Raw genomic sequence first — 25,473 nt, 5'->3', positions numbered from 1 at the left:
ATTCAACCCGGCACCAAGGCGAGCAACGTCAAGATCCGCTCACGCCTGCCCTCCCTGCGCATCCGCCAACGCCGCGCCGTTGAGGTAATGGTCGCCCAGCAACCGGCGCTGGGTCAGCAACGCTGGCTCGGCGGCGTCGGGCAATGGCCGCGGCAAGCTGCGCCCGGCCAACTCGAAGTACGCATGACCGGCCACCCGCGCCGCCTCCGCAGCGGCCAGGCGAAAGGCGATGGCGGTCGATTGGGACGTGTCGGCGCGTTCGAGCAAAGCATCGGCGGCGTCGATGCGGATGCGCAGGTCGCCGACTGCCGCGACCACCAGGGCCTCATGTCGCGCGCTCTGCCCGCGCAGGTAATCAAGCAGGGCCGCCTCAACGTGGCGGGCATGGGCCAGGTCGCTACGACCTTGGGAATGTGAATAGGACATGCTCGATACCTCAGTTCCAGGAGTGACGTTGCGGCTTGATGTCGTTGAGCAGCTGGTTGCCCACCAAGTGATATTTCCAGCGCACCGGGTCGTGCAGGGTGTGGGTCCGCGCGTTGCGCCAGAACCGATCCAGGCCCTGGCTGGCCGAGACGCTGCGCGTGCCGCCCAGTTCCAGCAAACGGCTCGACGCCTCCAGGGCAATCTCGGTGGACAGGACCTTGGCCTGGCCGACGATCACGGACGCTTCGGCAACCCGCTCCTCGCTGGGCTCGGCGACGGCACGGTCGACGGCTTGGGCCGCGCGTTGCAAAATCGCCTCGGCCGCTTGCAGGCGCCAGGCCAGTTCACCGATCAGCGCTTGGCCCAACGGATCCTGCCAACCGTGCTGCAGGCCGCTGTCGACCCAGGGGCGCGCCTGGCGGGCGACGCGCAGGGTCTCGGCGAAGGCGCCACGGGCAATGCCGGTGTCCACGGCGGCTTGGATAATCTGTGAGATCGGACCGTCGGAAGTCGGTTGGTCATAGGCCTTCCAGGCCGGCACCACGTCGACGGCAGGCACTCGCACGCCCTCGATGCGCACCTGGCCGCTGGCGGTGATGCGCTGGCCGAAACAGTCCCAACTGTCGATCACCGTCAGTCCAGCGGCGTCGCGCGGCACCAGGGCGATGTGCACATGCCCCACCTCGTCAACCCCGGCCACCGGCACGATATGGGCGAACAATGCGCCGGTGCAGTAGGCCTTCTCGCCGTCGAGCACCGCCGTGTCGCCCTCGAAGCGGACCTGCGTCTGGAAGGTCGTGACGTATTGGCTTCGCGCTTCGGAAAAGGCGTTGCCGAAGCGATACCCCTCAAGCACCTTGGCGTAGTAGCGCCGCTTCTGCTCTTCGCTGCCGGCCAGGCCGAGGTTGCTGAGGACGCCGAAATGGTTTTGCGGCAGCTGGCCGAGGGAGGAATCGGCGGCGGAAATGATGGCGATCACTTCGCTGAGGGTGACATAGGACACCCCGGCGCCACCGTAGGCCTTCGGCACGCTGATCGCCCACAGGCCGCTTTCGGAAAAGCGTTCCAGCTCATCCCAGGGCAGCCGCCGCTCGCGATCGCGGGCGGCGGCCTCGCGGGCGAAATCTTCGGCCACGCGCTGCGCCACCTCGATGGCCTCGGCGTCGCTGCGAATGATATGGGCCGGGCGCCGAGGGCCCGGACGAGCCTGCTGGGAGGGGGCGACGGTCGGTGAATGGCTCATGTGCTGCTCCTTGCGTAACGGGTTCACCAACAACCAGAGCACAGTCCGTACCAACCCTTTAAACCCTCTGTATTCAATGCGTTGCGATCCGACAGCAGGCCAGGGAAAGCCCCTGCAACAGCAAACTGCGGATTCACTGTTGCCCACTGAACAACGGACCGTCAGCCGGACTTGCCACCCAGGTAGAAATGCTGGATGTCTTCCCGCGCCGCCAACTCCGCACCGCTGCCCTCACCCACCACCCAACCGTTTTCCAGGACGTAGGCGTAGGTGGCATGGCGCAGGGCAACGTTGATGTTCTGCTCCGCTACCAGAAAGCTCATGCCCTCCTGGGCATTGAGCTGGGCGACGATGGCGAAAATCTCCTCGACAAGGATCGGCGCCAGCCCCATCGAAGGTTCATCCAGCAACACCAGCCGAGGCCGGGTCATCAATGCCCGGCCTATGGCAAGCATCTGCTGCTCGCCGCCCGAGGTCAGCCCGGCCTGGGTCTTGCGCTTGGTCTTCAGGCGCGGGAACCAGGCGTAGATGCGCTCCAGATCCTGCTCCAACTGCCGACGCGTCGGCTTGCGCAGGAAACCGCCGCTGCGCAGGTTATCCTCGACGGTCAGGTGGGCGAACACGTGGCGCCCCTCCAGCACGTGGACGATGCCCTGGCGGGCCAGCAGATTGACTGCAACGCCAGCGGTATCCTGCCCCTGGAAAGCGATCCGCCCCCGGCTGACGTGCGCGCGGTCAGCCTGGACCAACCCGGAAATGGCCTTGAGCGTGGTGCTCTTGCCGGCCCCGTTGGCGCCCAGCAGCGCAACGATGTCGCCCTGCCCGACCCGCAGGGACACCCCGGCCACGGCAAGGATCGCGCCGTCATAGATCACTTCGATGTCATGTACCGTCAACAGCTCACTGCTTGCGGTGCCGGCAAGGGTCGCAATGGTCATGGGTGCTTCCTCCTCGGGCGCGGGTGCGCCCGGTTGTGTGTCGTGTGCAGGGTCATTGCGCCGCGCAATCGCGGGCGGTCACGCCCTTCTCTTTCGCATACTCGGCGGCCTTGGCATCGATCAACGGGCGCAACGTCACGCGGTCGGCCTGGACCCAGTCGGTGATCAGCTTCCATTGCTGGCCGTCCCATTGCTGGACCTTGGCGGCCCCGCCCCCTTCGTGGTCGCTGCAAGACAACTTCAGCGGCTGCATCAACCCAAGGAAACCGATCTCCTTGAGGCGGGCATCACCGAGGTCAAGGTGCTCCAGGCCCCAGCGACCTTCCTCGCCGTTGAGTGGACGATTGCCGAATTTTTTCTGCCCGGTGCGGATCGCCTCGACAGCAATGGCGGCGTTCACCAGGCCGGAGTTGTAGTAGACGCTGCCAAAACTCTTCGGGTCCTTGAGGTCGCTCTTGCCGGTATCGAGGATGTACTGGCGGATGCGTTGGTGGATGTCGAAGTCGGCACCGCCCGGATAAGGCGTCAGCGCCAGGTACCCCTTGCCCGCCTCGCCGGCCGGCAGCACGTCCTCATTGGAACTGGCCCAGATGTCACCGACGATGCGCTCCACCGGGTAGCCGAAACGCGCCGCAGTCTTGATCGCCACGGGCGTGGACACGCCCCAGGTCCGCAGGAACACCCAGTCCGGATTGAGTTGCCGCACCTGGCGCCACTGCCCGGCCTGTTCGTTGCCCGGGTCGGCCACTGCGATCTGGATGTTCTCGAAGCCATACTTCTGCGCCAGCAGCGCCAGCGGCCCCTGGGTTTCCCGACCGTAGGCCGAGTCGTGGTAGACGGTGGCGATCTTCTTGCCCTTGAGCTTGTCCAGCCCGCCCTCGCGCTCGGCCACGTAGTTGATGAACGCCGAGGCCTCGCTGTAGAACGTCAGCATGGCCGGGAAGTTGTAGGGGAATACCCTGCCGTCGGTGGCCTCGGTACGGCCATAGCCGAGGGTGATCAACGGAATCCGGTCGGCTTCGGCCTTGTCCGCGAGGGCATAGGCCGCCGGAGCGCCGTTGGGTGCGTAGATCGCCACTGGCGCGCCGTTGAGGCCGTTCTTGAAGCGCTCGTAGCACTCGATGCCCTTTTCCGCCGTCCATTCGGTCTCGCACTCTTGCCAGACCAGTTTGACGCCGTTGATCCCGCCTTCCACCTCGTTGATGTAGCGCAGGTAGTCGATCATTCCGGCCCATACCGGAATGCCGCTGGAGGCATAGGCGCCGACCCGGTAGGTGGCCAGGGGGAAGAACTGTTCATTGGCCGCCTGGGCAGCCGGTACCAGCGTTGCGCAGGCGCCCAATGCCAGGCCGATGGCGGCGAGGCTACGCTTGAAAGTTGCATGCATGTCTGTCTTCTCGATGGGGTCTTGTGCGGTGTTGGAAACCTCCTTTCCCTCGGTAGGGTCAAGGTTCGTTGGGTGGTAGGTCGGCGCTCAGAACCGCAGCGGCCAGACCCTGATGCGTTCGCGCAGGTCGCCGAGCAGGCGCGCCAGCCCCTCCGGCTCCTTGATCAGGAACCCGATGATCAAGGCGCCGAAGAGCACCTTCTGCAGGTTCTGCAATTGCCCGGCGTCGACGTTGCCGTTGAACAGCCATTGCCCGGCATGGCTGAGCAGGATCGGCACGAGACTGATGAAGGCCGCGCCGATGAAGCTGCCGGCAATGCTGCCCATGCCGCCGATAATGATGATGAACAGAATCTGGAACGAACGATTGATGTCGAAGCTGCCGGCGCTGGCCGTCCCCAGGTAGGCGAACGCCCAGAGCGCCCCGGCGATTCCCAGGTAGAACGAACTGACGGCGAAGGCCATGCGCTTGTCGCGCTCCACGGCAATCCCGATCACCGCGGCGGCGGTGTCCATGTCGCGGATCGCCATCCAGTTGCGACCGACCTGGCTGCGCACCAGGTTGACGGCCACCCAGGTCAGCAGCACCACGCAACTGAGGGTCAACAGGTAGCGGCCGACTGGCGTCGCCAGGTTATGGCCGAACAGCTCCAGGCGCGGCGCGCTGATGGTGCCGGACGAAGCGTAGTTGTAGAACCACGGGAACTTGGCGAACACCCATTCCAGGAAAAACTGTGAGGCCAGCGTGGTGACCATCAGGTAAAAGCCCTTGATCCTTGAGCTGGGAATGCCGAACAGCAGCCCGACCAACCCGGCAATCACCCCACCGCCCAGCAGCGCCAGTGGCAGCGGCAGGCCCGGCACGCGCAACAGCAGGCCGTAGGTGGCAAACGCCCCCACGGCCATGAAGCCGGCGGCGCCGACCGAGGTCTGGCCGGTGTAGCCCGTCAACAGGTTCAGCCCCAGGCCCGCCAGCGACAGCACCAGGAAGGGGATCAGGATTGCGTTGAGCCAATAGTCGCTGCCCAGCCATGGCAACCCGACAAACGCCACCGACAGCAGCAACAGCAGGCCCGGGCGCCAACGTCGACGCACCAGGGTCAGGGGCGCCTCGTCGAAGCTGGCGGTGAGGCGCGGAACGATAGTGGTCATGGCGTCATACCCGTTCAATGATCCGGTCGCCGAACAGGCCGGACGGACGGATGTAAAGGAAAATCAAGGCGAGGAAATAGGCGAACCAGGGCGTGATCCCGCCGCCGACCAGTGGGCCGATGTAAGCCTCGGCGAGGTTCTCGGCCGCCCCGACGATCAGCCCGCCGACGATGGCGCCGCCGATCGAGGTGAAGCCGCCGATGATCAGCACCGGCAGCGCCTTGAGCACCACCAGCGACAGTGAGAACTGCACGCCTTGCCGCGCGCCCCAGAGCAACCCGGCGACCAGGCCGACCACCCCGGCCACGGCCCAGACGATCTGCCAGATGCGGTTGAGGTTGATGCCCAGCGACAGTGCCGCACGGGTGTCGTCGGCCACGGCGCGCAGGGCGACACCGATGCGGGTCTTGTTGAACAGCAAGGCCAGCACCGCCACCGTCAGTCCCGACACCCCGGCGGCGATCAAGTCGAACTGGCTGACCATGATCTCGCCCACGAACAGCGGGACGTCCTCGATGCCCAGGTCCAGCGCGCGCACCTGGGCGCCCATCAGCCCTTGGGCGAGGCCTTCGATGATGAACGACAGGCCAAGGGTGGCCATGAACAGGGTGATCTGCGAACGGTTGACCAGCGGACGCAGCACCAGCCGCTCGATCAACAACGCGCCGACAATCATCACCAACACCGTCAGGACCAACGCCAGGGCGAAAGAAAAACCCTGCTCGCGCAAGCTGACGAAGGTCAGCGCGGCGAACAGCAGCATGGCGCCCTGGGCGAAATTGAACACGCCGCTGGCCTTGTAGATCAGCACGAAACCGATGGCCACCAGGGAATACAGGGTGCCGGCCAACAGTCCGCCGACCAGGGTTTCCAAAAAGAAATTCATGCGTGCGAAGCCCCCAGGTAAGCGGCGATCACATCGGGGTTGGCCTGGACTTCAGCGGGCGTGCCGTCACCGACCTTGCGTCCGTAGTCCAGCACCACCACATGACTGGAGAGGCCCATGACCACCTGGATGTCGTGTTCGATGAGAATCACCGTAGTCCCCAGGTCGCGATTGATATCGGCGATGAAACGGCTCATCTCCTGTTTCTCCTCGGCGTTCATGCCGGCCATCGGTTCGTCGAGCAACAACAAAGTCGGCTGAGCGATCAGCGCCCTGCCCAGCTCCACGCGTTTCTGCTGGCCGTAGGCCAGGCTGCCCACGGCGACGTCGCGCCAGGCCTGCAATTCGAGGAATTCCAGCACCTGCTCGGCCCGTTCGGCGAACGCCCGCGCCTCGCGCCCGGCTCGCGGCAGGCCCAAGGCCTGTTCGAGGAAAAACGTGCGCTGGAAGCGCGACAGGCCGGTGAGCAGGTTGTCCACCACGCTCATTTTCTTGAACAGCGCATTGTTCTGGAATGTCCGGCCGATACCGAGCCGCGCCGCCTTCAGCGGATGCGGACGGCGCAGCGCTTCGGCAGCGAAGAACACCTGGCCGGCGTCGGCCCGGTAGACGCCGTTGAGGATATTCAGCAGCGAACTCTTGCCCGCGCCGTTCGGCCCGATCAAGGCGCAGATCTCGCCAAGCCTGACGCTGAACGAGAGGTCGGAAATCGCTTTCACGCCCCGGAACGACAGCGACACATTGCGCACCTCCAACAGCGCACTCATGCCGCTCGCTCCAGGTATTCCCGCAACCACGCCGGGCCTTGCCGCACGGCGCCTGCGGGCGCGCTCGGCACCTCGATCCGGCGCAGCCGCTGGAACCCGAGCAGGTGCCGCACCCGCGCCTTGAGCCAGCGCCGCAGGCCACGGCGCGGATCATCCAGGGTCCATTCGCATAGCCGTCGGCGCCAACTGTCCGGGGCCGGCAGCCGGGCTTCTATTTCCGCCGCCAGCGATTCGACTCGCGCCGCGGACAGCAGCAACGCCGTCGGGGCGATCTCGCGGCGATCGCGGCTGGCCGATTCTCGGGTTTCCGGAAAGGCCAGGCCTTCGCCGCCCTCCAGCCAGCGACGGAACAGGTGCGCCAGTCCATCACGCCATTCGGTGCCTTCATCGATCCACACCACCGCGTCGTCGGCAACCCGGGCCCAGCCCTGGCGCTGCGCTGTCGGCGCCTCGGCGACGAACAGCACCGACAGCGATTGCACCTGCCACAAGCCGCGACGCACCGCATTGGCCTGGGCCGAATACAGCCGCAACGGCCAATCATCATCGAGACCGCACTGCAGCCAGTGGGACACGCTTTCGCGGCGCTGGACAAAGGCGAACGTCGGACGGATCAGACGTAGCTGGCGTCGCAGATCCTCACCCTGGCTGTCGCGGTCGATCACTGCGCTGTGTCCGCCCAACTGGCGCGCCGCCAGTGCCAGGATCAGCAGGCTCGGCTCGAAGGCGCCGCTCAGCGCCAACCGCGCCCCCGGGGCAAACCCCTGCTGGCGCAGACCGTCGCAGACACGCTCGACCTCACGTTGCACATCGATCCACCGCCAGGCCTTCCACACGCCGAGGCGTCGATGACGCAACGCAATCTGCGTCGGTCGCTCCCTGGCCCAACGTTGCAAGGCGACCAAGGCGTTGTCCGTCACGCTTTCAGGCAGTGGCGCATTGAGTTCGAAGAGGCTCATGCGCTTACTCCTCATCCGCCAAGGCCGGCTCGGCGACACGGGTGCGCTGGCCCAGTCGACTCAAGTCCCGATAACCGGCACCCGGGTGGCTGGCGGGCAAGCGCGGGCCGTCGCCGAACAGCTTGTCGCGCAGGGTGCCGGGGCGGTATTCGGTCTTGTACGCGCCGCGCTGTTGCAGCTCGGGCACCAACAGGTCAACCACATCGCGGAAGGTTTCATGGGCCAGCACATAAGCCAGGTTGAAGCCGTCCACATCGGTTTCCTCGACCCAGGCCTGCAACTCGTCGGCGACGGTTTGCGCGCTGCCGACGATCAACGGGCCGAAGCCACCGATGCCGACCCAATCGGCCAGTTCCTGGACGGTCCACTGCTTGTCCGGGTCGGCGGTCGAGAACGTCTCCACGGCCGACTGGATGGCGTTGGTATGGATGTGCTTGAGCACCTGGTCGGGCCGGTACTGACCGAAGTCGATGCCGGTCCAGCCGGAAATCAGCGCCAGCGCGCCCTCGTAGCTGCTGTAGGACTTCAGTTCCTGCCACTTGGCCTGCGCCTTGGCATCGGTCTCATCGACGATCACCGTTTGCAAGTTGAAGATCAGCACCTTGCGCGGATCGCGCCCGGCCTCGGCGGCACGTCGGCGGATATCGGCCACGGTCTTTTTCAGGATGACCTTGGACGGCGCCGCGACGAATACGCACTCCGCATGCCCGGCAGCAAAGTCTTTGCCGCGACTCGACGCCCCCGCCTGATAGAGCACCGGCGTGCGCTGCAGCGACGGCTCGCACAGGTGGATGCCCGGCACCTGGAAGTGCTTGCCCTGGTGACGGATCTCGTGGATTTTGCCTGGGTCGCTGAAGATGCCGCGCTCCCGGTCACGTACCACCGCGCCCTCCTCCCAACTGCCTTCGAACAGTTTGTAGAGCACCTCGAGGTATTCGTCGGCGTAGTCGTAGCGTGCATCGTGATCGCTCAACGCCTTCTGCCCGAGGTTGCGCGCGCCGCTGTCGAGGTAAGAGGTGACGATGTTCCAGCCGACGCGCCCCTTGGTCAGGTGGTCCAACGTCGATAGGCGACGGGCAAAGGGATAGGGATGCTCGAAGGTCAACGAGGCGGTCAGGCCGAAGCCCAGGTGCTCGGTCACCAAGGCCATCGGCGTGATCAACGCCAGTGGGTCATTGACCGGGACTTGGGTCGCCTGGCGGATGGCGGCATCGCCATTGCCGCCGAGCACATCGTAGATACCGATTACATCCGCGATGAAGATACCGTCGAACTTGCCGCGCTCCAGCAACTTGGCCAGGTCGGTCCAGTAATCGAGGTCCTTGTACTGCCAGGCCCGGTCCTTGGGGTGTCGCCAGAGCCCCGGAGACTGATGACCGACGCAGTTCATCTCGAAGGCATTCAAACGAATTTCACGTGGCATGGAAACTCCTGCTCGATAGATTCAGCACCCAGTCCCGGTGCTCTTTACTGCTCTATCAACACGATTCATGCCAAGAAAATTGTTCTTTATATTTCAATCAGTTAGATATTTCCCCAGCCAGCGAGGGTGCTGGTTCACCCATAGAGATGTTGATCAGCTGTTCGGTGGCAAACAGTGGCCTGCTCGTTGGAAAACCCCGCAGGCGTCTCCCGACTCGGCTGTCCATGCAGAGGGAACAGCCGCTACGCTTGCCCAGGTCAGCAGCGGCTCATGGAGTTCGAAAGCCAATGGAGAAGAACAGTGAACTTGACCAGGCCACCCTGCGCCTGACCGTCAGCGCCTGCGCGCTGTTGTATATCGTCGTGCTGGTCGGCCTCGATCCGGATGCCGCCACGCGTTACGCCCCCATCATCATCTACATCGTCACGTTCATCTTCGCCTCGGTGTTCCTGCGCATGGCAATCAAGCGCTGGCCAGGGCATTTCTTCTGGCGGCGTCTCTTTGCCATGTTGCATGACTACACCGGTATTGCGTTCGCCATGGTGCTGGGGGGCGAAGGCGCGTTGCCGATCTACGCTGCGCTGCTCTGGGTCACCCTGGGCAATGGCATGCGCTTCGGCTCGCGCTACCTGGCACTGGCAACTGTCATTGCACTGTCGACCCTGGTGCTGATCTTCTGGCTCAACCCCTTTTGGCACACGCAGCCCTACATGTTCCTGATGTTGATCGTCACGACCATCGTGGTGCCGGCCTATGCGCACATCCTGCTCAAACGCACACGCATCGCCTCCGAAGAGGCGATTGCCGCCAACCAGGAGAAATCGCGATTCCTGGCACAGGCCAGCCATGACTTGCGCCAGCCGATCCATTCCATTGGCCTGTTCACCGCGTGCCTGAGGGACGCCAGGCTGGGCCTGGAGGAGCTGCGACTGGTGGACAACATCGACCGCTCGCTGCACACCGTGTCGCAACTGTTCCGCTCGATCCTCGACATCTACACCCTGGATCACGGCAAGTGGGTACCGCAGGCTGACACCGTCCACTTGGGCGCCTTGCTGCAAGACGTCGTCAAGCAGAACACCGAGGCCGCGCGCTGGGCCGGCGTCGAGCTACGCCTGCGCGCCTGTCCCTATTGGGTCAACGTCAATCCCGGAATGCTGACCACCATGGTCCAGAACCTGCTGTCCAACGCCCTCAAATATGCGCCGGGGCAACCGGTATTGATCGGTGTGCGGCGCCAGGGCAAGCGCCTGGCCGTGGTGATCTACGACAAGGGACGCGGCATCGCCAGCGAGCATCTTCCCGAGGTATTCAAGGAGTTTTATCGCGTGCGCCATGTCCGCGACAAAGACGTCGAGGGGCTTGGCCTCGGCCTGTCCATCGTCAAGCGCATCAGCCAGTTGCTCAACGTCGACATCCACATCCGTTCGACAGTCGGCCAAGGCACCAGGGTGGCGATCAGCGGCCTGGAGCCAGCGGCACCCCGGGCTTCGCCCCCCAAGGTCCCGGGTGCCCATGACCGCCTCAACGGATTACGGGTGTGCCTGGTGGAAGATGACGCCAACGTCCTGATGGCGACGTCGGCGCTGCTTGAGAAGTGGGGTTGCGAAGTGCAAGGACACAGTGATGGCGAAGGCTTGTCCAGCGACTGCGACATCGTGATTGCTGACTTTGACCTGGGCACCAAGGTCTCCGGTGCCGAGTGCATCGCCGCGATACGCGCCCAACGCGGCTGGGAAGTTCCGGCGCTGGTGATCACCGGACACGACATCGAGCGGATCCGCCAGTCCCTGCAAAACATGAATGTCTCGGTGCTGGCCAAGCCCGTACGCCCGCCGGAGCTGCGAGCGGTATTGCTTGAGCAGCTCAAGTCCATGGATCGCCAGGGCGAGGTTCCAGCCAAGGCGTCCTCGGAGCCGGATTGAAAGTCCGGGTGGTCAATGACTCAGGGCTTGGCTGAAGGACGTGTCGATAATCCCAGCAGTGGCCAACGGCGCCGGCAGGGCCTTGACCGTGTACAGGAAGTCCGCCGTGCTTTGCAGGTCCATGGCAGCCTGCTGGTCCACCGGACCGACGCTCATGTGAGCCTGGCGCAACCAATGGCGCGAGACGTCCTGGTCGAGGTTGGCTTTTTTCGCCCACAGGTCGGCGTATTGGTCGGTGTGGTTGTCGACCCATGCGCGGGCCTGTTTCACGCGGCCCAGGAAGTCGGCGATGGCCTCGCGCTTGTTGTCGATGGCCGGCGTGGAGGCGGCAATGGCGCTGAGGCCGGGCATCAGATTCTTCGCCGTCAGGATCGGCCGCGCACCGGAAAACAGGATCTGTTGCGAGATGTAGGGTTCCCATACCGGAAAGGCGTCGATGCTGCCCTGGGGCAAGGCGGCGGCCGCATCGATGGGCATCAGCTTGATGAACTCGACATGGTTATCAGGCAAGCCGGCCTGCTCCAAGGCGCGCAGCGTCAGTTGCTGGCTCCAGGCGCCGGGCCAATAGGCGATCTTCTTGCCCTTGAGGTCGGCGATGGTCTTGACCGGTGAGTCCTTGGGCACCAGCAACGCAATGGTGTCCGGGTTCTGCCGCGAGACGCCGATCAGCTTCACCGGTGCCTGTCTGGCAGCCAGGAACAGAAAGCCGGAGTCGCCGAGGAAACCCAGGTCCAGGTCACCGGTATTCAGCGCCTCGGCCAGGGGCGCAGCGGCTTGGAAGTGTTTCCAGTCGACGCGATAAGGGGCGCCTTCCAGCACACCCGAGGCCTCCACCGAAGCCCTGACGTTGTAGTAGTTCTGGTCGCCGACGTGCAGCACCAGCGGCTCGCCAGCCTGGGCCAAAGGGGCGGCGAACAATGTGCTCAAGAGCAAACGACGCAGGGATCGGGTGAACGTCATGACAGCATTTCCTGGATAATTTTTTAGAACATAACGCTGCTATTAAATCCTTTGGAAATTCTTTTAACGCATAAGCTCATAGTCATGATTCAGCCCATGTTCATGGCGCAACAGCACCGCAACAGACTGTTCGCCGATCAACATTTCCTCTGATGCCTTGCGCAGTGCCAGCGCCCGTTGGCCGCCCTTTCGAGGCTGTGGCACAGAGCCTGCAATATTCCTTTAAGGCGCGATTTTTCCCGCTGTCCGATCTTTCGGAAATAAGAACATTGCTTTCTCACTGCCTTGTCTGGAGCTTTCCATGAAACCCGTCCGCCGTTTTTCCCTGGCCCACGCCAGGCACCTGATCAGCGCTTGCACCCTGGCGCTGGGCTTGCCGTCCATGGTCCTGGCCGCCGAAAGCCCTCCAGCCGAAGTGCACCTGGACTACGCCTATTACTCGCCAGTCAGCCTGGTGCTCAAGCACTTCGGTTACCTGGAAAAAGCCCTGCCCCAGACCAAGGTGAGTTGGGTCTTGAGCCAGGGCAGTAACCGATCCCTGGAATACCTCAACAGCGGCGGCGTCGACTTCGCGTCGTCCGCCAGCCTCGCCGCGGTGTTGAGCCGGGCCAATGGCAGCCCGATCAAGTCGGTGTATGTCTACAGCCGCGCCGAGTGGACGGCCCTGGTGGTGCGCAAGGATTCGCCGTACCACACGGTCGCCGACCTCAAGGGCAAGAAGATCGCCGCCACCAAGGGCACCGATCCCTACCTGTTCACCCTGCGCAGCCTGCAGCAGGCCGGGTTGAACAAAGACGATGTGGAACTGGTGCACCTCCAACACCCGGACGGCCGCACCGCGCTGGAAAAAGGTGACGTCGACGCCTGGGCCGGTCTCGATCCGCACATGGCCGCCAGCGAAGTCCAGGCCGGATCACGTCTGTTGTATCGCAATCCTGCCTTCAACAGCTACGGCGTGGTCAGCGTCACGGAGCAATACGCGCAAGAGCATCCGCAGACCATCGACACCGTGCTCGCTGCCTACGAGCAGGCCCGGACGTGGTCGGTGGAGCATCCGCAGGAACTGGCCCAACTGCTTGCCGACGAATCCGGACTGCCGCTGGACGTAGCCAAGTTGCAACTGTCACGCACCGACCTGGGCAGCCCGCAGCTGAGTGCCAAGGATGTACTGGCTTCCAAGGCTGCCGCGCCGATCCTGGTCTCGGAGGAATTGGTACGGCGCGGGGTCAATGTCGACCAGGTGGTCGATCAACTGCTCGACACCGGCCGCCAGCAAGCCGTGGCCCGTCAATAACCCCTATCCCAGGCGACAACCGGTCCGCGCCTGGCGCGGATTCGGCATTGTCGGAGAATCGCCATGAGCAGCAACAGCAAAGACTTCTCCACTCCACCCTTGGCCCTGTCCACCCAGGACAAAACGCCGCTGTTCGATTCCGATCACTGGCGGCTGCGCCTCAAGGGATTGGCCCTGCCGGTGCTGATCATCCTCGTCCTGGAGGTCATCGTGCGCATCGGTTGGCTGCCCGCCTATCAGATGCCGGCCCCCAGCGAGATTGCCCTGACCCTCGGGGACCTGGCCGAAGGCACCCTGTGGAAACACATCAGCGCCAGCCTGCTGCGGGTGCTGGTGGGCTTTGCCATCGGCGCCAGCCTGGCGTTGGTCTTCGCCGCGTGGGTGGGTTTGAGTCGGGAGGCCGAGGCCTATCTGGAGCCGACCTTCGCGGGGCTGCGCTCGATTCCCAGCCTGGCCTGGGTGCCGTTGCTCCTGCTGTGGCTGGGCATCGACGAAACCTCCAAAGTGGTGCTGATCGCCATCGGCGCGTTCTTTCCGGTGTACCTCAATGGCGTGGCGGCGATTCGCAACATCGACCGCAAGCTGGTGGAAGTCGGCCACATGTACGGTTTCAGCCGTCGCCGCCTGGTGCGCCGGATTCTCCTGCCCGCCGCCCTGCCCGGCCTGTTCACCGGGTTGCGCAGCGGCATGAGCCTGGCCTGGATGTTCCTCGTGGCCGCCGAACTGATCGCCGCGACCAAAGGCCTGGGCTATCTGCTCAGCGATGGCCGCGAAACCTCGCGCCCGGACATCGTGCTGGCGGCGATCATCGTGCTCGCCGTGCTGGGCAAGTTCAGCGACGGCCTCCTCGCCGGCCTGGAGAAACGCTTCCTGGCCTGGCGCGACACTTTCAACGGCACCGAGGACTGAGCCATGCCCCAAGCCCTGCTGGACATTCATGTGGCGCGCAAGACGTTCGCCACCACCACCGTGCTCAACGACATCCACCTGCAACTGCAGCCTCGGGAAACCGTGAGCCTGCTGGGCCCCAGCGGCTGCGGCAAAAGTACCTTGCTGCGCATCGTCGCCGGCCTGGAAAAAGACTTCGAAGGGCAACTGCTCAGCCCCACCGAACAGTTGGCCTTTGTGTTCCAGGAACCGCGGTTGATGCCCTGGCTGACGGTGCAACAGAACATCGGCTTCAGCGACGATGACCACTATGACGATGCCTGGGTCGCGCAGTTGATCGAAGAAGTTGGCCTTAGCGGTTTTGCCGATGCCTTGCCCAAGGCGTTGTCCGGCGGCATGGCGCAACGGGTGGCGATTGCCCGGGGCCTGTATTCGCGGCCGCGGGTGCTGCTGCTGGACGAGCCCTTCAGCGCGGTGGACGCTTTCACCCGGATGAAACTGCAAGACCTGTTGCTGCAACTGGCCGAGCGTCACGCTATCGCCCTGCTGCTGGTAACGCACGATGTCGACGAGGCGCTGTACCTGAGCGACCGGGTATTGGTCATGGACAATCGCCCCAGCCGCATTCGCCAGGAACTGGCGGTGCAACTGGCGCATCCTCGCGATCGACGCGACCCGGTGCTGGCCCGGCTCAAGGCGCTGGCCCTGACTGAACTGCACCGGGCTCATGTGATTTGATCAGCGCGCCTCGCTAAGCATCTAAAGGCATTAATAAATAAACAATCAGTATTTATGGTTATAAACATAACCACGTACTCTCAGCTCATCCCGCCCATTGGTCACGACAGTGAAGTGCCTTATGAAACCGACTGACAACGTTATCGACTTCGTCCAATTCCGCAAACGCAAACAGGCCCAGCAACTGGCCCGGGCCATGTGGGAAATGTACGCGCGTAATGCCGGTTACCAGGCGTTCCAGTGGGTCCAGGCTTCCCAGCCGCCCCGGACGTACCACGCGTGAGCGCCCAGGAACCCTCGCGCTTTTTGGCGAGCGCCGACGAACCCGAAGTGGACCTTAACAATCTGGAAGCCTTGGATGAGGATCCGATCTGCGAACGGGTCGCGCAAAACCTGCAACGCCTGCGCGGCAAACGACACCTGTCCCTCGACGCACTCGCTCGCCAATGCGGGGTCAGCCGGGCCATGCTCGCGCAGATCGAATCCGGACGCAGCGTGCCGTCGATCAAGGTGCTGTGCAAAATCGCCAAAGGTTTGAAGGTATCGGTCGCCGCGTTCCTCGAGCACCGGGCGTTCGAAGGCGTGGCGGTGCTGTCGGTCAGCCAGAGCAAACGCCTGGTCAGCGCCAATGGTGCTTTCGTCAGCCGCGCCCTGTTTCCGTTCGATGTGGCGCGCCAATCAGAGTTCTACGAACTGCGCCTGGGCCCCTTGGGCGAGGACCAGTCCGAAGGGCACGGGCCTGGCGTACAGGAGAACCTGGTGGTGTCTCAGGGTGTGCTGGAGATCAGTGTCAACGACGAGCGCTACCTGCTTTCCACGGGTGATTCGATTCTGTTCTACGCCGACCAGCCCCACCGTTATCGAAACCCCGCCGACAGTGAAGCAGTGGCGTATCTGGTGGTCACCTATCCGGAACGCCTGGACTGAAGACGAACATGCAAAAAGCCCGGCATTAACGCCTAGGTGCTGTTCAAGGCAATCGACAAGCCCGTGGCGAGGGAGCTTGCTCCCGCTGGGCCGCGCTTGTAGGAGCTGCCGAGCGAAGCGAGGCTGCGATCTTTTCGCCTACCATTGAGTCTCAAGCGAAAGATCAAGATCAAAAGATCGTCCGAACGCGGCCCGAGCCTTCGCCAGCTCCTACGGGCCGGGCGGGAGCAGGCGCCCTCGCCACAATGGTTCGTGCCCGCTTCAAGAGCGAACCTACTCGGTTGTCATCAGCAGGTGCAGCACATCATCGGCATGCCATTGCAGCTCATCATCATCGGCATGCCGCACTCGCCCATCATCTTCATCATCAAGGCGCAGCAGTTTTTCATCATGTCCATGTTCATGCCGGCCATCGGCATGACTTTGCACATCATGCAGTCCGCCATTACCGTGCATTCCATCACGCACTTCATCGACGGCATCGGCATGCCCATCATCGGCATGGGCATCATCATGCTCGCCATCGGCATGGCCATGCTCGCCGGGGACATGCACATCATGCTCATGTTGCCGCAGTGCATCATCATCGGCATGCCGCAGTTCATCATCATCTGCATCATGTCGGCGCTGTTCTTGAACATGGCCATGTCCATGCCGGCAGCGGGCATCATCTTGCACATCATGCCGTCGTCCATCATTTCGCAGGTCATGGTCGCCATCATCATCGGCATGCCCATCATCGGCATCATCGGCATGTTGGCGTTCATCGGCATTGGCATCTGCATGGCGTTCATCATGGTGGTGTTTCCCTGTAGGTTCGAGAGTCGGACAAGCTGATGGGGGCGGATTCTAAGGATTGGCCCATGCCCGACAAGATGGCGATCGAACAGCAGGAATGAACGTTCAAGCAGGCTTACCGGAGTGACGCGCGCCAAGCTTTCTGTTGCAGCATGCCCTTCGCTTGTATTGCAGACGGTTGCTGGACGACAGCGTCGATTCCACGGTCATGGATATGCCGCCCAACGCTATATAAATAACCGTAAGAAATAATCGATCTAAACCTCGACTCGCCAGGCCGCATTCGCCGAAGGGGCGGGTTATCGGAAACGCAAAGTGGCACTCCAAATCAAATTGCCATCAGATGGCCTTGCAAAAACACCCGGGCCGTCTAGATTCAAACCTGTCTCCAACCACATCGTCCACCGCACATCACAGCCCCTCGGGCGAGAGCGTCTATTGGCTTAAAACACATACTTGGCGTTGCCTTGAATCATTGACATGGAATCAGTCATTACAACAAGAGGGATGCTTGATGAAGCATGGCCGTGGGTATCGTTTGCTCTCGCAAAAAGGACCAGCCGGACATTTCTGGTTCTCATTGATTTGCTTTTCGGGCCTGGTGATCGCCAGTTTCCTGTTGTTCGAACAACAGATCCAGGATTTCCTGACCCATCTCAACCTGTACCTGCCCTCGACATCCACGCAGATATTCAACCTGGCGCTGCTGCTGATCGCCCTGCTGGCGCTGGACGTGGTGCTGCCGGTGCCGTCGAGCATGGTCGCGCTGCTGGCCGTGGCGATGCTCGGCAGCCTGGGGGGTTACCTGGTGATCTTCGTCGGCCTGTGCCTGGGTGCCGGACTGGGTTATGCGCTGGGGGCCGGCTATTTGCGCCTGCTGTCCGGTCGCCTGGGCCTGCATCAGCGCCAACCAGGACAACTGGCCTATCGGTTGGGCACGTTGTCGTTGATCTGCCTGCGCGGTGTCCCGGTGTTGGCGGAAACCTCGGTCGTCGCTGCCGGCATGCAACGTTATCCCCTGCCGGCGTTCCTCCTGGTCACCACGCTGGCCAATGCCGGCCTCGCATTGGCCTACAGCGCCATCGGCAGCTTTCTCGTCGAGCAGAACGCGCTGTTGGTGACCCTGCTCGCCAGCATGGTATTGCCCGGGCTGTTCATCGCCGGTTACAGCCTGTTCAAGAGCCTTCGTCGGCACGACGCAGAGCAACCGTTGCACGGTCGCTTCAAGGTCAGCTACGACTACCCCGTTGTGTTCACCGATCATCTGTTCGATCCGCTCAACCCCTGCCTGCACCGCCAGCTCCTGGCCGGGCACGGGGGCCAGGTAAAGGTGTTGATGTTCGCCGATGAACAGCTGCTGCAAAGCGCCCCGCACCTGTCGGATCAGATCAATGCCTACTTCGCCCATCATGCTGCGGACCTGCATTTCCTGGCGCCGCCGATCGCGGTCCCGGCCGGCGAGTCGAGCAAGGACTCACAGGTGCTGCAGCGGCTGTACAGCGACATGCTGCAACAGGGCCTGGACCGGCATTGCCATGTGCTGGCCCTCGGTGGCGGCGCGGTGCTGGATGCGGTGGGCTACGCCTGCGCCACCTTCCACCGCGGCATTCGCCTGATTCGCATCCCCAGCACCGTGCTCGCCCAGAACGACGCCGGCATCGGTGTGAAAAACGGCATCAACGCCTTCGGCCAGAAGAACCTGCTGGGTGCCTTCTACCCCGCCACTGCGGTCATCAACGATTTTCAGTTGCTGACCAGCCTGACCCGGCGTGACCAGATCGCTGGCCTGGCCGAGGCGGTCAAGGTGGCGCTGATCAAGGACCCGGCGTTCTTCCAGTGGATGGAGCAACAGGCCGAGGCTCTCGCCCGGTTCGATCACCCAGCCAGCCGCTACGCGATCCACCGCTGCGCCGAATTGCACCTGGCACACATCACCGGAGCCGGTGATCCGTTCGAGCGCGGTAACGGCCGCCCCTTGGACTACGGACACTGGGCCGCTCACAAACTGGAAAACCTCAGCCAGCACCGACTGCGCCACGGTGAAGCCGTCGCGGTGGGCATGGCCCTGGATGGGCTCTATGCCAATGCCCTGGGGTTACTGAGCGATATCGACACTGACCGGGTGCTGCGCCTGCTGCTCAAGCTCGGCTTCTGCCTGACCCCGCCGGAGCTGGCCTTGAAAGATGCGCAGGGACGCTCCCGGGTTCTGCTCGGGCTGGAAGAATTCCGCCAGCATTTGGGCGGACAACTCTCCATTCCCATGCTCAGCCGGATCGGCGAATCGGTGGACGTGCATGAGATCGATACCGCGCGCATGGAGCTGGCCTTGCAGCGGCTGTCCACCCAGGTCGATCGAGCACCGCTCACCCTGGACGAGGGCTGTGCGCAATGAACCCGATATCGCCAGGCCTCAAGACCTGGATGACCCTCGGTCGCGTGTCCAACCTGCCCACGGTGTGGACCAACACCCTGGCCGCCGCCCTGCTCGCCAGCAGTGCCGGAACCCTGGCGCCGCCGTCGTCCCTGGTGTGGCTCCTGCTGCTGGCCGCACTGTCACTGCTGTATTTGGCCGGCATGCTATTGAACGACCTGTTGGATGCCGACTGGGACCAACAACACCACAATCCCCGACCCATTACCCTGGGCCTGGTCAGCCGCCAGCAAGTACGGCTGGCCACGGCGCTGCTTTTAGTGCTGGCCGCGGCGGCGCTGCTGGGCCTGAGCCGGCTGATCGAGCAGCCGCACTGGCTGCTGGGCGGCGCCGCCCTGTTGGTGGGATGCATCTTCGGCTACAACCTGCTGCACAAAAAATACGCGCACAGTGTCTGGTTGATGGGCGCCTGTCGCTCGGCACTCTACCTCACCGCAGCCGCCAGCCTGGCGATGCCACCCGAACCGATCTGGCTCTGCGCCCTTCTGCTCGGCGTCTACATCAGCGGCCTGACCTACCTGGCCCGCCAGGAACACCGCAACCAATTGATCAGCCGTCTTCCGCTGCTGCTGATGCTCAGCCCATTGGCCTTGGCGATCTATGCAGACAATGCCTGGTTCTGGCCGGTCCTGCTGATATGGCTGGGTTGGTTGGGCTGGCACTACTGGCGCAACCTGGCCAACCCACGGCAACGACAGGTTCGCGCCTTTATCGGCGCCGGCCTGGCCGCCCTGCCGCTGTTCGATGCGCTGGTGCTGGCCGTCGCCAACCAACCGCTGGGCAGCCTGTTATGTGTCCTGGTGTTTTTCCTGCTTCCTCATTTCCAACGCTGGATCAAACCCACATGAACACGGACGTGACTACGCCGGCATCGACGGCGCTCGACATGCGCCACGACTGCCTGAACGAACAACGCCGGAATTTCATCCAGTCACTCGATGAAACCGAAAGGCAGTGGTGGGACTCGGCGCAGGTGCAACTTGCCCGATGCCCGGACGCCAACACCGCGGCGCTCCTGAGCGGCCAGTGCAAGCGCAACCTCAAGGAGCGCGCCCAGCCCGGCACTGACGGCTGGAGCAATGTCCAGCTCGCGCGTGCGTTGCTCCTGGCCCAAGTGCTGGAGCAGCATCCGCTGGCCGGACAAGCGCCCCTGCTGCGCCAGTTGTTCCTGTGGGGCGACGACCAGGAAAAGATCGCCATCTTGAAGGCGCTCGACTGGCTCGATAGCAGTGGGCTGTGCGTCGAGCTTGCACTTCAGGCCGGACGCACCAGCAACAGCCAGGTATTCGCCGCCCTCGCCCTGGACACCGCCTACCCGTCGCGTCACTACGACGAACGGGCCTTCAACCAACTGGTGCTGAAAGCATTGGGCATGGGCCTCGATGTGCGACGCCTGATCGGCCTGAAGCAACGACACGGCGTCACCCTCAACCAACTGGCCCTCGACCTGTTGGACGAACAGCTCGCCGCCGAACGAACGGTGTCCGCCGGCTTGCCCCACGTGATTGCCTTCGAGCTGCTGAGCCCGGCGCAACGTCAACGCCTGGCCAGCCTGAGCCAACAACGCTTGCCGCCGCCATGGCGCGAACACTTGGGCGGCGCTTCATCGAACTGAAGCCCGCCCGTCCCCTGCCTTTTTTGACGAGGATTCACCATGCCCAAGTACTTCGACCCGCATATCCATATGGTCAGCCGCACCACCGACGACTACCAGAACATGGCCGCCGCCGGCATTACCGGAGTGATCGAACCGGCCTTCTGGCAGGGCCAGGCCAGGACCAGCGTCGGCAGCTTCATCGACTACTTCGACACGTTGTTGGGCTGGGAGCGTTTTCGCGCCAGCATGTTTGGCATCCATCACTTCTGCACCATTGGCCTGAACCCCAAGGAGGCCAATGACCTGTCGGTGGCCAATGAGGTGCTGGAGATCCTGCCGCGCTATTTGGTGAAAGACGGCGTGGTGGCGGTGGGTGAAATCGGCTACGACGACATCACCCCGGAGGAGGATCGCTTTCTCGCCGCTCAACTGGAACTGGCCAAGCAATTCAACCTGCCGGTGCTGGTGCACACCCCGCACCGCGACAAGATCGGCGGCACCAAGCGCACGCTCGCGGTCATTCGCGAGGTCGGCATCGCCGAACACCTGGTGATCATCGACCACCTCAACGAACTGACCCTGCCCCTGGTGCTGGACAGCGACTGCTGGCGCGGCCATTCCATCTACCCCAACACCAAGATGTCGGAACAGCGCATGGTCGCGCTGCTGCAGCAGTACGGCACGGAAAAAATGGTGGTCAACAGCGCCGCCGACTGGGGCATCAGCGACCCGCTCAAGGTGCCCAAGACCGGCCAGGCGATGCTGGCCGCCGGCTTCAGTGAAGCCCAGGTCGAACAGGTGCTGTTCCACAACCCGGTGGACTTCTTTGCCCAGAGCGGCCAGTTGGACAAAGCCCTGGTCAGCACACCGCTGCCCATCGATCAACGGCGCCAGTGGCAGGACAACTCGGCCCTGCGCGGCCAGGAGCCGGTGATCAAATGAGTGCCCGCACGGGTTGGACGGCCACGCAGATCGGCTATTGCAGCAACGTGCACCCCACCCATGACCTGGGCGGACTGCGCGCATCCATCGAGCGGCATTTCCAGACCGTGCGAACACTGCGTGGGCTCGACACCCAGGACAGTGGGCTGTGGATCAGCGCCGGCGCCGCCGCCGAACTTCAACAGTCGTCGACCCGTGCGGACTTCCTCGACCTGCTGCAACGCAGTGGGCTGCGCCTGACCTCGCTCAATGGCTTTCCCTACGGCCAATTTCACCAGGGCGCGGTGAAAGCCGACGTCTACTTGCCCAGTTGGGCCGATCCGCAGCGGCTGGCGTACAGCCTGGACCTGGCGCGGTTTCTCGCCCAGGCCCTACCGGCAGATTGTGCCCAGGGCGTGATTTCCAGCTTACCGCTGGGTTATGCCGCCCGTTGGAGCCCGACGTTGCAGCAACGTGCCGAGCAGCAACTGCGCGAACTCACCGCCGCGCTGGCCCGGCTGCAATCGGAGACGGGCAAGAAGATCGTGATTTGCCTGGAAATGGAACCCGATTGCGTGTTGGAAAACACCGACCAGGCCATCGCCTTCTTCCATCACTGGCGAGCCACGGACCCGCACCATGAACACCTGGCGCTGTGTTTTGACATTTGCCATCAGGCGGTGATGTTCGAGGACTGTTACCAGTCACTGGAGCGGTTGCGTCGGGCCCAGGTCCCTATCGGCAAGATCCAGTTATCCAATGCGCTGATTTGCCGCCTGCCTGAAGACGCGCAGCGCCGCGAACAAGTGCTCAAGACACTGGGTGGTTTTGCCGAGCCCACCTACCTGCATCAAGTGAAGGCCCGCGATGGGCAGGAGCGGTTATCGGCCTGGGCCGATCTTCCCGCGGCCCTGGACGATTGTGAGCAGAAACGCACCGCCCCTGCCGAGCTGAGGATTCACTTCCACATTCCGTTGTTCAGCGAACACCTGCTGTTGCCTGAACTCAGCGGCAGCCAGGTCGCCCTGGCGCAGACCTTCGATTTCCTGGCCGACCATGGGGATTTCCGCCCGGTGCTGGAAGTGGAAACCTACAGCTGGGGCGTCCTGCCCAGCGAGGTGCGTCCCACGACCGAGCACGCCCAACTCCAAGGCATCGCAGCGGAGTTGCATTGGGTCGAGGATCAGTTGCAACAGCGCCAGTTGCTGCAACCCCAAGCACTGGAGGCCTGCGCCGATGCGCTCTGATCCTGCTCGCCAGCCGCTGCTGCTGATCAACGTGGTCGGCCTGACCCCAGCGCTGCTGGGCGCCGCAACGCCCTGCATCAATGCCTTGTTGAAAACGGCCAGGATGGCCACGCTGCAGCCGGTGTTCCCGGCGGTCACCTCGACCGTGCAGGCCTCGATGCTCACCGGACAACCGCCGTCGGAACACGGCATCGTCGGCAACGGCTGGTATTTTCGCGATCAGGCCGAAGTGCGTTTCTGGCTGCAACCCAACGCACTGATCCAGGGGGAAAAGGTCTGGCAGACCCTCAAGCGCCAGTACCCCGGGTTTCGCTGCAGCCAGTTGTTCTGGTGGTACAACATGTATGCGGACGTGGATGCCGCCATTACCCCACGGCCGCATTACCCCGCCGACGGCCGCAAGATGTTCGGCCTGTATTCGACGCCGGCCTCGTTGCACGAGCAGATTGAACAGCAGATCGGCGAGTTTCCCTTTCCGAGCTTCTGGGGCCCGGCGGCCGGCATCGCCTCGAGCCGCTGGATCGTCGATTGCGCCATCGCCGAATTCGAGCTCAATCGACCCGACCTCCAGTTGACCTACCTCCCCCACCTCGACTACAGCCTGCAACGCCTGGGGCCCGATCATCCGTCGATTGCCGATGAGGTACGGGCCATCGACAGTGAAGTCGGGCGCCTGCTGGACTTTGCCCAGGCGCAAGGCGCGGCGGTGATGCTGCTGTCGGAATACGGGATCGAAGCCGTCACCCAATCCGTTTCCATCAACCGGTTACTGCGTGCCGAAGGCTTGTTGCAGGTACGCCAATCGCTGACCTGGGAGTTGCTCGATCCCGGTGCCAGTGCAGCGTTTGCCGTGGCCGATCATCAGGTCGCGCACATCTACGTCAAGCAAGTGCGCGACATCCCCCGCGTCAAGGCGCTGTTGCAACGCCAGGCCGGCATCGAACAGGTATTGGATAAAACCGAACAACAGGCCTGGCAACTGGATCATCCGCGCAGCGGCGAGCTGGTGGCCTTGGCCGCGCCCGGTTACTGGTTCGATTACTACTACTGGTTCGACGATCGCAAGGCTCCCGATTTTGCCCGCACCGTGGACATCCATCGCAAGCCAGGCTACGACCCGCTCGAGCTGTTCATCGACCCGGCCATTCGCTTCCCGACATTGAAAGTGGCGCGCCGCCTGCTGCAGAAGAAGCTCGGCTTTCGCTACTACATGGACCTGATTCCGCTGGACACCCGCCTGGTCCGCGGCAGCCACGGAAGGCTGCCCACGAGCGAAAAGACCGGCCCGCTGCTCATCACCAATTGTGATCTGTCGTTGCCGCAGCACCTTGCGGCCACGGCGGTGAAGCAACTGCTCCTGGAACACTTCCAGGGGCACCCTCATGCCGATACGGCGAATGCCAAGGAGCTTCCATGCGGCGAGCCATTTCCTTAACCGTTCTCAGTGCCCTGGCCGGTTTGGCCCAGGCACAGGACACCAACCACTTCGATTGCGGCAACTTCCTGCAGTTTGGAGCTGACATCAACCAGACTCGGGCTGCCTTTACCCAAAGTCCCGAGACCATGGCCTGGAACTGGTTCGTCTGCTTGAACCAGCCCAACGCCACGCAGAGCAGCAATCGGGTGTGGGAACTGATGAAGCCATCAGACCAGGTCTACCTGCCCAACGGGGCTCCACCGGGCCTCTATGACGCGCGCGTGATGCCGCCAAACGCAGTGCTTCAACAAGCCAGGGACCATGGAATGGACCTATCCCGAGCGTTTCATAACATCAACGCCATACAACAGGTCGATGGCTTGATCCTGCAAATGGGCGGTGCCGTGCCCAATGCCCAACGGGGCAACCCCGTACGTTTTCAACTCCTGATGGGCAAGGACACGTTCGATTACATCGTTAAAAACAAGGTCTACAACGTGAATGGCCAGGCCGCCCTGGCCACCGGCCTGGACTTCCCACCCACGGCTTGGGAATTGAAAGCAGCGTGGCTGTGGATTGGCTTCGATACGACCTACCAAGCGCAGCTGGCGAACGACGGCTATTTCATCGCCCAGGCCTATTACCAGCAGGAAGACGGCCAGTACCAGGTCGGCTATGCAGCGCTGAGTGGCCTGCATGTCGTCAACAAGCTGAGCCCCAGCTGGGTCTGGACCACCTTCGAAAACATCAACAACGGTAAATACACCGTCACCAATGACACACCGGCCGCGCCGATGGCCAACAGCACAGGACCGACAGCGGCCGCCGAGCCGGTCAACGCCAGCTTCCAGGCCAATAACCCAACCCTGTCGAAATACGAATTGATCGGGGTCGAATACCAGCCCATCAAACAGGTGCTTGCCAACTCGCAGTTGGAGTCGGCTTTCCAGAACACGTCGTCCTGCCTGGCCTGCCACAGTACCGCCGCCTATTCGAACAACGACGGCTATTTCAATTTCGCCCTGGACCAAGGGGGCGGCATTGTCTATCCGACAGCCCCGCTGCCAGCCTCAGATTTCAATGGCTACAAAAAACTGGACTTTGTCTGGTCGCTGAAACGCGCCCAGTGGCAACGCTAAGGAGCATGAC

24 protein-coding genes are annotated in these 25,473 nt (G+C 63.1%); 13 read left to right on the top strand and 11 right to left on the bottom strand.

Features of this window, described 5'->3' with window-relative positions:
• Positions 1 to 39 precede the first annotated feature (39 nt).
• The 9 genes from M8Q45_RS08855 to M8Q45_RS08815 form a co-directional block, all read right to left on the bottom strand.
• The gene (locus M8Q45_RS08855; protein ID WP_249874367.1) at positions 40 to 426 is read right to left on the bottom strand and encodes a hypothetical protein; all 387 of its coding nucleotides are present in this window, start codon (positions 424 to 426) and stop codon (positions 40 to 42) included.
• Positions 427 to 436: 10 nt separating this feature from the next.
• Positions 437 to 1,669, bottom strand: coding sequence for an SfnB family sulfur acquisition oxidoreductase (locus tag M8Q45_RS08850; RefSeq protein ID WP_249874366.1), 1,233 nt, complete (start codon positions 1,667 to 1,669; stop codon positions 437 to 439).
• A gap of 161 nt (positions 1,670 to 1,830) precedes the next feature.
• A complete protein-coding gene (locus tag M8Q45_RS08845) occupies positions 1,831 to 2,607 on the bottom strand; it encodes an ABC transporter ATP-binding protein (RefSeq protein ID WP_249874365.1) in 777 nt (258 codons plus the stop codon).
• A 52-nt stretch (positions 2,608 to 2,659) separates the two neighbouring features.
• A complete protein-coding gene (locus M8Q45_RS08840) occupies positions 2,660 to 3,994 on the bottom strand; it encodes an ABC transporter substrate-binding protein (protein WP_249874364.1) in 1,335 nt (444 codons plus the stop codon).
• Positions 3,995 to 4,081: 87 nt separating this feature from the next.
• Positions 4,082 to 5,146, bottom strand: a complete 1,065-nt coding sequence (locus M8Q45_RS08835; RefSeq protein WP_249874363.1) for a branched-chain amino acid ABC transporter permease — start codon at positions 5,144 to 5,146, stop codon at positions 4,082 to 4,084.
• A 4-nt stretch (positions 5,147 to 5,150) separates the two neighbouring features.
• The gene (locus M8Q45_RS08830) at positions 5,151 to 6,032 is read right to left on the bottom strand and encodes a branched-chain amino acid ABC transporter permease (RefSeq protein WP_030141732.1); all 882 of its coding nucleotides are present in this window, start codon (positions 6,030 to 6,032) and stop codon (positions 5,151 to 5,153) included.
• Positions 6,029 to 6,799, bottom strand: coding sequence for an ABC transporter ATP-binding protein (locus M8Q45_RS08825; protein ID WP_249874362.1), 771 nt, complete (start codon positions 6,797 to 6,799; stop codon positions 6,029 to 6,031). The genes M8Q45_RS08830 and M8Q45_RS08825 overlap by 4 nt, the downstream gene beginning before the upstream one ends.
• On the bottom strand, positions 6,796 to 7,758 hold the full coding sequence (locus M8Q45_RS08820; RefSeq protein ID WP_249874361.1) for an AMP-binding protein: 963 nt from the start codon (positions 7,756 to 7,758) through the stop codon (positions 6,796 to 6,798). Before M8Q45_RS08820 ends, M8Q45_RS08825 begins: the two co-directional genes overlap by 4 nt.
• Before the next feature lie 4 nt (positions 7,759 to 7,762).
• A complete protein-coding gene (locus M8Q45_RS08815) occupies positions 7,763 to 9,181 on the bottom strand; it encodes an LLM class flavin-dependent oxidoreductase (RefSeq protein WP_249874360.1) in 1,419 nt (472 codons plus the stop codon).
• 287 nt (positions 9,182 to 9,468) lie between these two features.
• Here M8Q45_RS08815 and M8Q45_RS08810 point away from each other — a divergent pair, with 287 nt between their 5' ends.
• On the top strand, positions 9,469 to 11,106 hold the full coding sequence (locus M8Q45_RS08810; protein ID WP_249874359.1) for an ATP-binding response regulator: 1,638 nt from the start codon (positions 9,469 to 9,471) through the stop codon (positions 11,104 to 11,106).
• A gap of 12 nt (positions 11,107 to 11,118) precedes the next feature.
• On the opposite strand, the gene M8Q45_RS08805 is transcribed toward M8Q45_RS08810, so the two are convergent.
• Positions 11,119 to 12,066 carry an ABC transporter substrate-binding protein gene (locus M8Q45_RS08805; protein WP_249874358.1) on the bottom strand — a complete coding sequence of 316 codons (948 nt, stop codon included), beginning with the start codon at positions 12,064 to 12,066 and terminating at the stop codon, positions 11,119 to 11,121.
• A 301-nt stretch (positions 12,067 to 12,367) separates the two neighbouring features.
• Between M8Q45_RS08805 and M8Q45_RS08800 the strand changes: the two genes are divergently transcribed.
• The 5 genes from M8Q45_RS08800 to M8Q45_RS08780 all read left to right on the top strand — a co-directional run bounded on the left by M8Q45_RS08800 (position 12,368) and on the right by M8Q45_RS08780 (position 15,913).
• A complete protein-coding gene (locus M8Q45_RS08800) occupies positions 12,368 to 13,360 on the top strand; it encodes an aliphatic sulfonate ABC transporter substrate-binding protein (RefSeq protein ID WP_249874357.1) in 993 nt (330 codons plus the stop codon).
• Between the two features lie 63 nt (positions 13,361 to 13,423).
• On the top strand, positions 13,424 to 14,269 hold the full coding sequence (locus tag M8Q45_RS08795; protein ID WP_249874356.1) for an ABC transporter permease: 846 nt from the start codon (positions 13,424 to 13,426) through the stop codon (positions 14,267 to 14,269).
• 3 nt (positions 14,270 to 14,272) lie between these two features.
• Positions 14,273 to 14,986 carry an ABC transporter ATP-binding protein gene (locus M8Q45_RS08790; RefSeq protein ID WP_249874355.1) on the top strand — a complete coding sequence of 238 codons (714 nt, stop codon included), beginning with the start codon at positions 14,273 to 14,275 and terminating at the stop codon, positions 14,984 to 14,986.
• A 121-nt stretch (positions 14,987 to 15,107) separates the two neighbouring features.
• The gene (locus tag M8Q45_RS08785) at positions 15,108 to 15,269 is read left to right on the top strand and encodes a hypothetical protein (protein WP_249874354.1); all 162 of its coding nucleotides are present in this window, start codon (positions 15,108 to 15,110) and stop codon (positions 15,267 to 15,269) included.
• A gap of 47 nt (positions 15,270 to 15,316) precedes the next feature.
• On the top strand, positions 15,317 to 15,913 hold the full coding sequence (locus M8Q45_RS08780; protein WP_249874353.1) for a helix-turn-helix domain-containing protein: 597 nt from the start codon (positions 15,317 to 15,319) through the stop codon (positions 15,911 to 15,913).
• Positions 15,914 to 16,200: 287 nt separating this feature from the next.
• Here M8Q45_RS08780 and M8Q45_RS08775 read toward each other — a convergent pair whose 3' ends face one another.
• A complete protein-coding gene (locus M8Q45_RS08775) occupies positions 16,201 to 16,710 on the bottom strand; it encodes a hypothetical protein (RefSeq protein ID WP_249874352.1) in 510 nt (169 codons plus the stop codon).
• A gap of 515 nt (positions 16,711 to 17,225) precedes the next feature.
• Here M8Q45_RS08775 and M8Q45_RS08770 point away from each other — a divergent pair.
• The 7 genes from M8Q45_RS08770 to M8Q45_RS08740 are packed head-to-tail and all read left to right on the top strand — an operon-like array spanning position 17,226 to position 25,463.
• Positions 17,226 to 19,103, top strand: a complete 1,878-nt coding sequence (locus M8Q45_RS08770; protein WP_249874351.1) for a 3-dehydroquinate synthase — start codon at positions 17,226 to 17,228, stop codon at positions 19,101 to 19,103.
• Complete coding sequence (locus M8Q45_RS08765) at positions 19,100 to 19,990, top strand: UbiA family prenyltransferase (RefSeq protein WP_249874350.1); 891 nt, start codon at positions 19,100 to 19,102, stop codon at positions 19,988 to 19,990. The genes M8Q45_RS08770 and M8Q45_RS08765 overlap by 4 nt, the downstream gene beginning before the upstream one ends.
• Positions 19,987 to 20,757, top strand: a complete 771-nt coding sequence (locus M8Q45_RS08760) for an EboA domain-containing protein (RefSeq protein WP_249874349.1) — start codon at positions 19,987 to 19,989, stop codon at positions 20,755 to 20,757. The genes M8Q45_RS08765 and M8Q45_RS08760 overlap by 4 nt, the downstream gene beginning before the upstream one ends.
• A 39-nt stretch (positions 20,758 to 20,796) precedes the next feature.
• A complete protein-coding gene (locus M8Q45_RS08755; protein ID WP_058545409.1) occupies positions 20,797 to 21,681 on the top strand; it encodes a TatD family hydrolase in 885 nt (294 codons plus the stop codon).
• Positions 21,678 to 22,907 carry a metabolite traffic protein EboE gene (eboE, locus tag M8Q45_RS08750; protein ID WP_249874348.1) on the top strand — a complete coding sequence of 410 codons (1,230 nt, stop codon included), beginning with the start codon at positions 21,678 to 21,680 and terminating at the stop codon, positions 22,905 to 22,907. The genes M8Q45_RS08755 and eboE overlap by 4 nt, the downstream gene beginning before the upstream one ends.
• Positions 22,897 to 24,342 carry an alkaline phosphatase family protein gene (locus M8Q45_RS08745; RefSeq protein ID WP_249874347.1) on the top strand — a complete coding sequence of 482 codons (1,446 nt, stop codon included), beginning with the start codon at positions 22,897 to 22,899 and terminating at the stop codon, positions 24,340 to 24,342. The genes eboE and M8Q45_RS08745 overlap by 11 nt, the downstream gene beginning before the upstream one ends.
• Positions 24,321 to 25,463, top strand: coding sequence for a hypothetical protein (locus tag M8Q45_RS08740; protein ID WP_249874346.1), 1,143 nt, complete (start codon positions 24,321 to 24,323; stop codon positions 25,461 to 25,463). The genes M8Q45_RS08745 and M8Q45_RS08740 overlap by 22 nt, the downstream gene beginning before the upstream one ends.
• Positions 25,464 to 25,473: the final 10 nt, after the last annotated feature.

Origin of the sequence: Pseudomonas sp. T1.Ur, from assembly GCF_023516725.1 — a bacterium.
Lineage (GTDB): Bacteria > Pseudomonadota > Gammaproteobacteria > Pseudomonadales > Pseudomonadaceae > Aquipseudomonas > Aquipseudomonas alvandae.
Note: the sequence above shows the minus strand (reverse complement) of the source record. Positions and strands in the feature narration are given on the sequence as shown.

Coding starts and splice junctions, on each gene's coding strand:
- M8Q45_RS08815 (WP_249874360.1), bottom strand. CDS start 9,181: ATGCCACGTGAAATTCGTTTGAATGCCTTCGAGATGAACTGCGTCGGT.
- M8Q45_RS08740 (WP_249874346.1), top strand. CDS start 24,321: ATGCGGCGAGCCATTTCCTTAACCGTTCTCAGTGCCCTGGCCGGTTTG.
- M8Q45_RS08830 (WP_030141732.1), bottom strand. CDS start 6,032: ATGAATTTCTTTTTGGAAACCCTGGTCGGCGGACTGTTGGCCGGCACC.
- M8Q45_RS08795 (WP_249874356.1), top strand. CDS start 13,424: ATGAGCAGCAACAGCAAAGACTTCTCCACTCCACCCTTGGCCCTGTCC.
- M8Q45_RS08825 (WP_249874362.1), bottom strand. CDS start 6,799: ATGAGTGCGCTGTTGGAGGTGCGCAATGTGTCGCTGTCGTTCCGGGGC.
- M8Q45_RS08755 (WP_058545409.1), top strand. CDS start 20,797: ATGCCCAAGTACTTCGACCCGCATATCCATATGGTCAGCCGCACCACC.
- M8Q45_RS08790 (WP_249874355.1), top strand. CDS start 14,273: ATGCCCCAAGCCCTGCTGGACATTCATGTGGCGCGCAAGACGTTCGCC.
- M8Q45_RS08840 (WP_249874364.1), bottom strand. CDS start 3,994: ATGCATGCAACTTTCAAGCGTAGCCTCGCCGCCATCGGCCTGGCATTG.
- M8Q45_RS08855 (WP_249874367.1), bottom strand. CDS start 426: ATGTCCTATTCACATTCCCAAGGTCGTAGCGACCTGGCCCATGCCCGC.
- M8Q45_RS08770 (WP_249874351.1), top strand. CDS start 17,226: ATGAAGCATGGCCGTGGGTATCGTTTGCTCTCGCAAAAAGGACCAGCC.
- eboE (WP_249874348.1), top strand. CDS start 21,678: ATGAGTGCCCGCACGGGTTGGACGGCCACGCAGATCGGCTATTGCAGC.
- M8Q45_RS08820 (WP_249874361.1), bottom strand. CDS start 7,758: ATGAGCCTCTTCGAACTCAATGCGCCACTGCCTGAAAGCGTGACGGAC.
- M8Q45_RS08800 (WP_249874357.1), top strand. CDS start 12,368: ATGAAACCCGTCCGCCGTTTTTCCCTGGCCCACGCCAGGCACCTGATC.
- M8Q45_RS08835 (WP_249874363.1), bottom strand. CDS start 5,146: ATGACCACTATCGTTCCGCGCCTCACCGCCAGCTTCGACGAGGCGCCC.
- M8Q45_RS08810 (WP_249874359.1), top strand. CDS start 9,469: ATGGAGAAGAACAGTGAACTTGACCAGGCCACCCTGCGCCTGACCGTC.
- M8Q45_RS08760 (WP_249874349.1), top strand. CDS start 19,987: ATGAACACGGACGTGACTACGCCGGCATCGACGGCGCTCGACATGCGC.
- M8Q45_RS08775 (WP_249874352.1), bottom strand. CDS start 16,710: ATGATGAACGCCATGCAGATGCCAATGCCGATGAACGCCAACATGCCG.
- M8Q45_RS08785 (WP_249874354.1), top strand. CDS start 15,108: ATGAAACCGACTGACAACGTTATCGACTTCGTCCAATTCCGCAAACGC.
- M8Q45_RS08805 (WP_249874358.1), bottom strand. CDS start 12,066: ATGACGTTCACCCGATCCCTGCGTCGTTTGCTCTTGAGCACATTGTTC.
- M8Q45_RS08745 (WP_249874347.1), top strand. CDS start 22,897: ATGCGCTCTGATCCTGCTCGCCAGCCGCTGCTGCTGATCAACGTGGTC.
- M8Q45_RS08850 (WP_249874366.1), bottom strand. CDS start 1,669: ATGAGCCATTCACCGACCGTCGCCCCCTCCCAGCAGGCTCGTCCGGGC.
- M8Q45_RS08845 (WP_249874365.1), bottom strand. CDS start 2,607: ATGACCATTGCGACCCTTGCCGGCACCGCAAGCAGTGAGCTGTTGACG.
- M8Q45_RS08765 (WP_249874350.1), top strand. CDS start 19,100: ATGAACCCGATATCGCCAGGCCTCAAGACCTGGATGACCCTCGGTCGC.